The 4,623-nt window shown below is 64.9% G+C and carries 3 protein-coding genes and 5 pseudogenes; 4 read left to right on the top strand and 4 right to left on the bottom strand.

What is annotated here, in order from left to right; all coding sequences use genetic code 11:
- Positions 1-714 (bottom strand): annotated as a pseudogene (locus AUC71_RS19155) (hypothetical protein); the annotation flags it as partial.
- A gap of 247 nt (positions 715-961) precedes the next feature.
- Here AUC71_RS19155 and AUC71_RS22515 point away from each other — a divergent pair.
- Positions 962-1,338 (top strand): annotated as a pseudogene (locus tag AUC71_RS22515) (SpoIIAA family protein).
- A gap of 12 nt (positions 1,339-1,350) precedes the next feature.
- Here the strand turns inward: AUC71_RS22515 and AUC71_RS03105 are convergent.
- Entirely contained in the window at positions 1,351-1,590 is a 240-nt protein-coding gene (locus tag AUC71_RS03105) for a hypothetical protein (RefSeq protein ID WP_141701402.1), read from the bottom strand.
- A 428-nt stretch (positions 1,591-2,018) separates the two neighbouring features.
- The gene (locus tag AUC71_RS03100) at positions 2,019-2,195 is read right to left on the bottom strand and encodes a YdcH family protein (protein WP_069623100.1); all 177 of its coding nucleotides are present in this window, start codon (positions 2,193-2,195) and stop codon (positions 2,019-2,021) included.
- 195 nt (positions 2,196-2,390) lie between these two features.
- Here AUC71_RS03100 and AUC71_RS20725 point away from each other — a divergent pair.
- Positions 2,391-2,597 (top strand): annotated as a pseudogene (locus AUC71_RS20725) (YdcH family protein).
- Positions 2,598-2,675: 78 nt separating this feature from the next.
- Here AUC71_RS20725 and AUC71_RS20720 read toward each other — a convergent pair.
- Positions 2,676-2,969 (bottom strand): annotated as a pseudogene (locus AUC71_RS20720) (DUF4345 domain-containing protein); the annotation flags it as partial.
- Between the two features lie 209 nt (positions 2,970-3,178).
- Between AUC71_RS20720 and purE the strand changes: the two are divergent.
- Together purE and AUC71_RS21760 are read left to right on the top strand one after the other, a co-directional pair.
- Positions 3,179-4,288 (top strand): annotated as a pseudogene (gene purE, locus AUC71_RS03085) (5-(carboxyamino)imidazole ribonucleotide mutase); the annotation flags it as partial.
- Positions 4,174-4,623: ATP-grasp domain-containing protein (locus tag AUC71_RS21760; RefSeq protein ID WP_280139266.1), on the top strand; the 450-nt coding region annotated here is incomplete at its 3' end. The pseudogene purE and the gene AUC71_RS21760, both read left to right, overlap by 115 nt.

Below are 4,623 nucleotides of genomic sequence, written 5' to 3'. Positions count from 1 at the left end.
CCGTTTTGATTGGGCCCCTGAGCCTGCCCCTGCCCGTTCCATGGCTGCTGCTGCGCGGCACCGTAAGGGTCTTGCTGAGGGTAAGGATCCTGCTGCGCGTATGGGTCTTGCTGTGCATAAGGGTCTTGCGCATACGGATCGGCTTGTGGCTGTCCGTACTGCGCGCGACGGAAGGATCGTAAGGCTCGTCTTCCCGATAGGGTCGCCTTGTGGCGGTCCATATGGATCGTCCTGGCGCGCGTACTGATCGCCCGGCGGCGCGTAGGGATCGCCCTGTCCTGCATAAGGATCGGCGGGCTGGCGTTCGTCGCCCCATTGTTCGGCGCCGTCCGTCGCCCATTGATCGGCGCCCGGCGCGCCCGGCAGGGGCGGAACGGCTGCCGGGTCTTGCGCGTCCGCGCTCTCGTCAGGGAGCGACGCGAGATCTTGTGCCGCGCCGGCATCGCCGTCCGACGGGATGTCTTGAATTGCCGGCGGGTCGCCTGCGCTTTGGGGCGCGGCCTCTTCCGTCACCGTCTCGAAGTCCGGAATGTCCTTATTCCCGGCGTCCTTCTCGTCGGCGACCTTCTCATCGGTGTCGTCTTCGCGCGGCTGGGAGATCGCCTGCTCGTAGGCGAGCGAGCGCTTGACCTGCGCCTCGGTCTTCGGCTTTTCGATGGGAGCCGAGTTCAAGACCATCCACACCGCGCCCAAGGCGATCGCGCAGACGGCCACGAGGGAAAAGATCAGCTTTTTGATCGTAGGGTCTCCCTGATCGAGGACGCCATTAGGCGGAGAAAAGGCGGCAATAGCGTGTCTTTAGGCCGGGATTGTCGCCGCGTTAAGCCTAATTTTCCGTGAACTTGCACGCGGGCGCAACCCTCTGTGGAAGCCTCAAGTTGGAAGCGCCGAAGCCCTGGGCAGCGTCTCGTACCGGCGGCTAAGATGCCGCGCGAAACAAACCGTGAGAACGAAGCATCCCATGCTGACCTATACCGAGCACGACAACGCTCAAGCCGTCGAGATCAGCCTCAGCGGCCGCGTCTCGACCGAAGAGTTCGACCGCGTCGCGCAAAAGCTCGAGGCCTTCATCGCCCGCCACGGCCGGGTGCGCGTGCTCGAGGAGGTCAAGGACTTCGAAGGCATGGATGCCGCGGCCTGTGGCACGACGTCAAGTTCAGCTTCCGGCATCTGAAGGATTTCAGCCGCATCGCCGTCGTGGCTAACCCGGAGATCCATAATCTCTGGTCGAGCCTCGTCTCGCCTTTCATGGAATGCGAGGTCGAGCATTTCGCCCCGGATCAGATCGAGGAAGCGCGCAACTGGCTGATGTGGCCGGAAGGCGCGGCCGATGTCTGAGGGAGCGGCCCGCTAACCGTTCGGCGTTTCGCCCGGCGCAGGAGGTGCGGTCGTCTGGATCGACTCCAGATAGGCGATGATGGCGTCGACATCGTTCGGCATGAACACGAAGATCGGCATTTCCGGATGGCCGGAGACGATGCCCTCGGCGAGCGATTCGGCCAAGTCCGAGACCGGATATTTGCTGGACAGCGTCCGGAAGGGCGGCGCGTCCGGATTAGGCTGTCGCCCGTCACGCCGACCGCGTGACACCGTGAGCAACTCTCCCGGACAAGCACCTCGCCTTTGTCGGTGAGCCCCTTGTCCGCGGCAATCGCCGGCGACAGGAGCCCGCTTGCGAGCAAACCCAACGCCATGATCACCCCGCGCGCGCAAACCTGCATTCCGCGACCTCCCTCATCCCAAGAACCAGAACAGGTCTCGTAGCTCACGCGCCGTCGCCCGCACTGATCTAGGTCAACGGCAGCGGCGCAGGCGCAAATCAGGGGTACACAATCAGGATCCCGTCAGGAATCAGGATCTCAAATGACATCAGGTCTCAAATAACAATGGCCGCGGAGAGGTTTCGCGCCCCTCGTTGCGGCCATAAAAATCTTCCTGTCACGCCCGGGACGGCCGGGCGTCCAAAAATCTTCAAGTGGTCCGAGACGGCCTCGCGACTCGAGGCCCGGCTCTTTACGCTAGTGCTGCGGCTCGTGTCTCAGCCGCTCCATTTCATCCTTCAGACGCAGTTTTTGACGCTTCCATTCCGCGAGCTTGAACTCGTTGGCCGTCGGCCTTCCTTGCTCTTCTTCGATTTTTCGGTCCAACGCGCGGTGCCTGTGAGACAACTCAGTGAGGTGTGCGTCTAGCGCCATATCAGAACCTCCAAAGTCAATTGTCACGGCAGGTAGTCTGTCAAATTGCCGGCCGCTTGTCTAATGCCTGGGTGTTGATGAAGGCGTCCGCCGCACGCATCCCGCGCAACGAGGGCAGCCCGCGTTCAGACCTTGCACCGTCCGGCGTTCAGCCAGATACTCCGCCCCGATACGGGAAAGGAGGGGGGACGCCCGATGGAAAGCGAGGAGATTCGCGAGCTTCGGGCTGTGTTGAGCAGGCTCAAGCAGGAGCACCGGGACCTGGACAGCGCCATCAACGCGCTGGAACATTCCGGCCGCGCCGACGCTTGCAGCTTAAGCGCCTCAAGAAGAAGAAGCTCTTTCTGCGGGACGAGATCTCCCGGATCCGAGGATCAGCTCCTCCCCGACATCATCGCCTGACCTTGCGGTCCGCGGCCATGAGAATGCCGAGCCCCAAGAGACCGCCCGCGATCTCGAGCCCCAGATAGACCAGCAGAAGCAGGCTCGGCGCCCGTCGACGACGAGGCTGAGCACGCGCCCGATCGCCAGTGAAAAGGCGAAGAAAATCCCCCAGATGACCGCCGTGCGCTGCCAGGACGGGGTGAAGGCGGCAATCGCCCAGAACACGGCCGCCCCGAGATAGAGGCACATCAGCGCCCGGAACACATGGACCTGGTCCGTGCCCGACACCGTGATGTCGAGGACCTGGGGCAACGTCGCCCCGGGTCGCAATCCATAGTTCAGCGCGATGGGCACGATCAGAAACACGAGCAGCAGGAGGTAGAGCCGCATCAGCGTGCTGCTCGGCGGCGACGGGGGTGGGCCTTCTGAGCGGTCTTGGGGCATGGGTCCTCGCGGGCTGACGTCGAGGCCCTAACGCAGCCGAATCGCGCCAAAATCGCAAGGGGGACAAGCCCGAGACGCGTCTTGCCAAGGAATAGCGCGTCCCTATAATCGCGCGCTTTCCTCGAACCGGCCCTTTTTCCGGCCAGATCCCTCCCATGAGCGAAAGCACCAGCGATGCGAAGCCTGCCGTCGGCATCATCATGGGCAGCCGCTCGGACTGGCCCACGCTGCAGGCGGCCGCGGACGTGCTCGACACCCTGCACGTGCCCTACGAGACCAAGGTGGTCTCCGCCCATCGCACTCCCAACCGGCTCTACGAGTACGCCGCGAGCGCGCGCGAACGCGGGCTGAAGGTGATCATCGCCGGGGCCGGCGGCGCCGCGCATCTGCCCGGCATGACGGCCTCCATGACGGAGCTGCCGGTGCTTGGCGTGCCCATCGAGAGCAAGGCTCTCAAAGGTCTCGACAGCCTCCTGTCCATCGCCCAGATGCCGGCAGGCGTGCCCGTGGGCACGCTGGCCATCGGCAAGGCCGGCGCCACCAATGCTGGCCTGCTCGCCGCCGGCATTCTCGCGTCGCCGATGAGGCCCTCGCCACGCGGCTTGCCGCCTGGCGCGCGGAGCAGACCGCTTCGATCGGCGAGACGGTTGAGGACGATGGCTGACGCGCCGCTCCCGCCGGGCAGCACCATCGGCATTCTCGGCGGCGGCCAGCTCGGCCGCATGCTCTCGGTTGCCGCGAGCCGGCTGGGACTCAAGACGCACATCTATAATGCCGAGCCGGATGCCCCGGCCTTCGATGTCGCCGCGAAAACGACCGTCGGCGCCTATGACGACCCGGAGGCGCTCGCGCGCTTTGCCAAAAGCGTCGGCGTCGTCACCTGCGAGTTCGAGAATATCCCGGCGAAGTCCTTGGAGATCGCCGGCCGCGAATCGCATGTCTATCCGCCGCCGAAATCCTTCGAGGTGGCCCAAGACAGGCTGGTGGAGAAAGACTTCGTGAGCGGGCTCGGCATCGCGGTCGCGCCCTATGCCGCGGTGGACAGCCTCGGCGACCTCAACGAGGGACTTGCCAGGGTCGGGACCCCTGCCCTGCTCAAGACGCGGCGCTTCGGCTATGACGGCAAGGGCCAGGTGCCGATCCATACGTTGTGCGAGGCCGCGACCGCCTGGGAGGCGATCGGCGAGGCGCCGGCGGTGCTGGAAGGCATGGTCGCCTTCGAGCGCGAGCTCTCGGTCGTTGCCGTACGCGGCCAGGATGGCGAAACGCGCTTCTACGACGTGGTCGAGAACGTCCATCGGGGCGGCATCCTGGCCACGAGCCGGGTCCGGCCGGGATCTCGGGAACCACCGAGTACGAGGCCCGGAAGATTGCAGGCCAAATCGCCCAAAGCTTGGGCCATGTGGGCGTATTGTGCGTGGAGCTGTTCGAGCGAGGCGGCGAGACACCCCATCTGGTGGTCAACGAGATCGCCCCGCGGGTGCATAATTCCGGGCACTGGACCCTCGATGCCTGCCTGGTGAGCCAGTTCGAGAACCATGTCCGGGCGATTTGCGGCTGGCCGCTGGGGGACGTGGGCCGCCACAGCGACGCGGCGATG

The sequence above is a fragment of the Methyloceanibacter marginalis genome (assembly GCF_001723295.1).
Taxonomy (GTDB): domain Bacteria; phylum Pseudomonadota; class Alphaproteobacteria; order Rhizobiales; family Methyloligellaceae; genus Methyloceanibacter; species Methyloceanibacter marginalis.
Note: the sequence above shows the minus strand (reverse complement) of the source record. Positions and strands in the feature narration are given on the sequence as shown.

Bases quoted from the DNA above. Each gene is read 5' to 3' on its own strand.
- AUC71_RS03100 (WP_069623100.1), bottom strand. From the start codon at position 2,195: ATGGCGCTAGACGCACACCTCACTGAGTTGTCTCACAGGCACCGCGCG.